This window comes from Pseudomonas sp. P5_B2, from assembly GCF_056400445.1.
The window spans coordinates 1-4,619 of sequence record NZ_JBFULH010000330.1 but is presented as its reverse complement, the minus strand read 5'-3'; the positions used below and the strand labels follow the sequence as shown (position 1 = coordinate 4,619).

The 4,619-nt window shown below is 57.8% G+C and carries 4 protein-coding genes; 2 read left to right on the top strand and 2 right to left on the bottom strand.

Annotated elements, in window-relative coordinates:
- Together AC1DRJ_RS19625 and rapA are read right to left on the bottom strand one after the other, a co-directional pair.
- A partial coding sequence (locus AC1DRJ_RS19625; RefSeq protein ID WP_477803610.1) for a lipid II-degrading bacteriocin occupies window positions 1–555 on the bottom strand: 555 nt, incomplete at its 3' end.
- A gap of 352 nt (window positions 556–907) precedes the next feature.
- Complete coding sequence (gene rapA / locus AC1DRJ_RS19620) at window positions 908–3,754, bottom strand: RNA polymerase-associated protein RapA (RefSeq protein ID WP_477803609.1); 2,847 nt, start codon at window positions 3,752–3,754, stop codon at window positions 908–910.
- Window positions 3,755–3,972: 218 nt separating this feature from the next.
- Between rapA and AC1DRJ_RS19615 the strand changes: the two genes are divergently transcribed.
- On the top strand, window positions 3,973–4,314 hold the full coding sequence (locus AC1DRJ_RS19615) for an aspartate-semialdehyde dehydrogenase (RefSeq protein WP_477803608.1): 342 nt from the start codon (window positions 3,973–3,975) through the stop codon (window positions 4,312–4,314).
- Between the two features lie 71 nt (window positions 4,315–4,385).
- Entirely contained in the window at window positions 4,386–4,547 is a 162-nt protein-coding gene (locus tag AC1DRJ_RS19610) for a hypothetical protein (RefSeq protein ID WP_008074569.1), read from the top strand.
- The last annotated feature ends 72 nt before the right edge of the window (window positions 4,548–4,619 follow it).

The following is a 4,619-nucleotide window of genomic DNA, read 5'->3' as shown; positions in this document are numbered from 1 at the left end:
GTACGGTACCTTATCAAGAACAATTGCTGTTTGCCCCGTCGGAGCATTGATGAACGCCGACTCCAGCATTGGAATCGTTGTGCTAGAGAGACTCAAACCCAAACTGTTGATATTAGTTTCAGCGGTAGCTCCTTTTCCAAAAAGGAAATGGCCAAAGGCAGCAAATGTAGTTAAAAGCCCTCCAGATAATCCTTTGGACTCCGGAACAGATCCTGCTTTGAAGTTTTTAGTTGCATAATGCAACGCTTGAGTAGGCGACAAATTCGGATTCAAGCAAATATAGTTGTCAGCAAATGGAATGGTTTGCATGTCACGGATTATGGATTGAACAATGCCGGTAGCAACTCCGTTTTTGATATAGGGCTTTTGTTCGTTGGTGATCTTTATGATCATCTCTCGCCACATACCTTGGCCATAGAAAGCGTTACGTTCGTGTTGTTGGGCGGTAAAAACCAGTGCAGGGTTTGGTGCAGGCCAAGTGACTCCTTGTGGTGGGGAATATCCTGGTGCAGCAGCTGTAATGTTGAGGGGCGGGAGAGTTAATCCATTACTCATTGTAAAATCCTAAAATATTTTATGGTTGTCAGTAGCGTGTGCTATGTGTGTCGCTCGCGCCTGGTGCGGCGGTCTTTGTTTTTATACTAGTATGTTAATAGTAAGAATGGGTCTGAGAGTTGAGTAGGAAAGTTCTTTTTTGGCGTGGAGAAGAGGCGGCGTTAAATGTATTTGTTGCTGCTCTATGGTTGTAACGAATTGTCCTATTCGGTTGTCGGAAACGTCCTGCGTAATTATTAGAAAGCTCTGCTTGGAGGTTTGAAGTCCCGAACTGACAAGACCAGGAATTCGTCCAATAAAAAAGGCCCGCATCGCTGCGGGCCTTTTTTATTGACGGAGTAGATGCGGAAGATTAACCCGCCACCAACACCCGAATCGCTTCCAGTCGCAGCGCAGCCTTTTCAAGCATGGCCAAGCCTTGCTCGCGCTGTTTGCGCAGGGCAACCAGTTCGCTGTCGCGCACGGTCGGGTTGACGGCTTGCAACGCTGTCAGGCGCGCCAGTTCTTCTTCGGTATCAGCGGCCAGACGACGTTGTGCCTCGGCAACACGCTCGGCGTGACGCGGGAAGATTTTCTCTTCGCCGGCGTTGATCCGGGGTGTCAGCTGATCACGCTGAGCCTGGATGAACTTGTTGGCGCTGGCACGCGGTACGCTTTCCAGTTGATCGTTCAAGGTCTCGAACGACACGCGGGCCGAGAGGTCATTGCCGTTGGTGTCGAGCAGGCAGCGCAGGGCGGCCGGTGGCAGGTAACGGCCCAGTTGCAGCGAGCGTGGGGCAACCACTTCGCTGACGTAGAGCAGTTCCAGCAACACGGTGCCAGGTTTGAGCGCCTTGTTCTTGATCAGCGCCACGGCGGTGTTGCCCATCGAGCCGGACAAGACCAGGTCCATGCCACCTTGAACCATCGGGTGCTCCCAGGTGATGAATTGCATGTCTTCGCGAGACAGCGCCTGGTTGCGGTCGTAGGTAATGGTCACGCCTTCGTCGTCGCCCAGCGGGAAGCTGGCGTCGAGCATTTTTTCGCTCGGCTTGAGGATCAGTGCGTTTTCCGAGTGGTCTTCGCTGTCGATGCCGAACGCGTCGAACAGGGTCTCCATGTAGATCGGCAGGGCGAACTGATCGTCTTGCTCAAGAATATCTTCAACCAGCGCATCGCCTTCGCCAGCGCCGCCGGAATTGAGTTCCAGCAAGCGGTCACGGCCGGTGTGCAGATCGGCTTCCAGTCGCTCACGCTCGGTGCGGGCTTCGTCGATCAGCGCTTGCCACTCGCTATCGTCGGCCTCTTCCAGCAGCGGCAGCAGGCGCGGGCCGAACTGATGCTGCAACGCGTTGCCGGTCGGGCAGGTGTTGAGGAACGCGTTCAGCGCCTCGTGGTACCACTGGAATAGGCGCTCTTGCGGGCTGGTTTCCAGATAAGGCACGTGCAATTCGATGGTGTGCTTCTGGCCGATCCGGTCCAGACGACCGATACGCTGCTCCAGCAGGTCCGGGTGCGCTGGCAGATCGAACAGCACCAAGTGGTGCGAGAACTGGAAGTTGCGACCTTCACTACCGATTTCCGAGCAGATCAGTACCTGTGCACCGAATTCTTCATCGGCGAAGTACGCGGCGGCGCGGTCTCGTTCGAGGATGTTCATGCCTTCGTGGAACACCGTGGCCGGAATCCCGGAACGTACTCGCAGGGCGTCTTCCAGATCCATGGCGGTTTCGGCATGGGCGCAGATCACCAGCACCTTGGTGCGCTTGAGCATCTTCAGGGTGTCGATCAGCCACTCGACGCGCGGGTCGAATTTCCACCAGCGTTCTTCTTCATTGGCGTCCGGCTGGGCCTGGAAGCTGACTTCCGGGTACAACTCGGCGTGATCGCCCAAGGGCAGTTCGAGGTATTCGTCAGGGCACGGCAGCGGGTACGGGTGCAGTTTGCGCTCCGGGAAACCCTGCACGGCGGCGCGGGTGTTACGGAACAGCACGCGGCCGGTGCCATGGCGATCCAGCAGTTCGCGCACGAGGCGGGCGCTGGCTTCGGTGTCGCCGTCGTTCACGGCGGCGAGCAGGGCTTCGCCTTCGTTGCCGAGGAAGCCGTGAATGGTCTTGTGTGCTTCAGGCGACAGGCGCCCCTTGTCCAGCAGCTCCTGAACGGCTTCGGCCACCGGGCGATAGTTTTCGCTCTCGGCGCGGAAGGCGGCCAAGTCATGGAAACGGTTCGGGTCGAGCAGGCGCAAACGGGCGAAGTGGCTGTCCTGACCCAGTTGTTCCGGGGTCGCGGTCAGCAACAGCACACCGGGGATGGTCTCAGCGAGCTGCTCGACCAGGGTGTATTCCGGGCTGGCGTTGTCTTCATGCCACACCAGGTGGTGAGCTTCGTCGACGACCATCAAGTCCCAGCCGGCGGCGAACAGCGCATCCTGAGCCTTTTCGTCTTCCACCAGCCACTCCAGAGCAACCAGCGCGAGCTGGGTGTCTTCGAACGGGTTGGTGGCATCGCTTTCGATGAAGCGTTCTTCGTCGAACAGCGCGACTTGCAGGTTGAAGCGGCGGCGCATCTCGACCAGCCACTGGTGCTGCAGGTTCTCGGGAACCAGGATCAGCACGCGGTTGGCGCGGCCCGAAAGCAGTTGGCGATGGATCACCAAACCGGCTTCGATGGTTTTACCCAGGCCTACTTCGTCGGCCAGCAGAACACGCGGCGCAATGCGGTCGGCGACTTCACGGGCGATGTGCAATTGGTGCGCGATCGGTTGCGCACGTACGCCACCGAGGCCCCAGAGCGCGGACTGCAATTGGCGGCTGGTGTGTTCCAGGGTGTTGTAACGCAGGGAGAACCAGGCCAGTGGGTCGATCTGCCCGGCGAACAAACGATCGCTGGCCAGACGGAACTGAATGAAGTTCGACAGTTGGGTTTCCGGCAGCGTCACGCCTTCGTTCTGCGCGTTGAGGCCGTGGTAAACCAGCAGGCCATCGACGTCGTCGACTTCCTGAACCGTCAGTTTCCAGCCTTCGAAGTGAGTGATCGAGTCACCGGGCGAAAACCGCACGCGGGTGAGGGGCGCATTCCTTAGCGCATACTGGCGAGTTTCGCCAGTGGCCGGATAGAGCACGGTCAACAAGCGGCCGTCCTGTGCCAGAACGGTGCCTAAACCCAGCTCGGCTTCGCTGTCACTGATCCAGCGTTGCCCCGGTTGATACTGCTGCGCCATGCTGCCTGACTCCCACCTTGAAAAAGCGGGCTATCTTAACGGAATGAGACCTTGAGGGCCAAAGGACTCTCATAAAAACTCGCAGTCTTACGTTAGCCCAACGAAACCATGCCCGCCGGCCAGGGCACCCATTCGTGCCAAACGGGCCACAGATTTCGACCGATGGCTCAAGTCGCCATCCACGCGGCCGACAGCCTGCTGACAGGAGACTGATAATTATGCTGCCACCGATGCTCCCCTTGAGTGCCGTGCCGATCACCTCACAGCAGGACCCGATTCGCCAGCGCCCAGACATTCCGCCAGTGGTGCCAGTGCAGGAAAGCTCCAGCGAGAGCACGATCGACCTGCAGCAGCGCGATCCCGAGGAAGCGGCTTTTCAGCTGCGCGAGGAGCAGCGCCGCAAGCAGGAGCGCGAGCGTCGCCGTCGCGAGGCCGATGAAGACCCGGAGGCGCATCTGGCGATTCCCGGTGACGAACTGAATGCAGACAACACGGTGCCGGTGGCACCGTTGATGGAGAATGAGCCGCGTCAGGGCTTGTGGGTCGATATTCAGATTTGAGGTTGCGGCTGGTCAGCACGGCTGTCAGACCGCATTATTGCAACAACCTGTCAAACGATGCACAGAGCACCATGAGCCAAGACGATAAGCTGATAGATCTCAATGCGGAACGCGCCAAGCGCGTTCATGACCTTAATGAAAAACGTCTGAACGAAGTTCGTCAGGCATTTGAGCAGGCGATGCCTTTGGGTAAAGCCAAGAAGAAACCGAAGAACAAGCCGAAAAAGCGTTGAAGTACCCTGCATCTTTTGATGCAGGTCAGTTATTTCCCCTCCTTTACGTACGGTCTCGGGCGACATTGATCC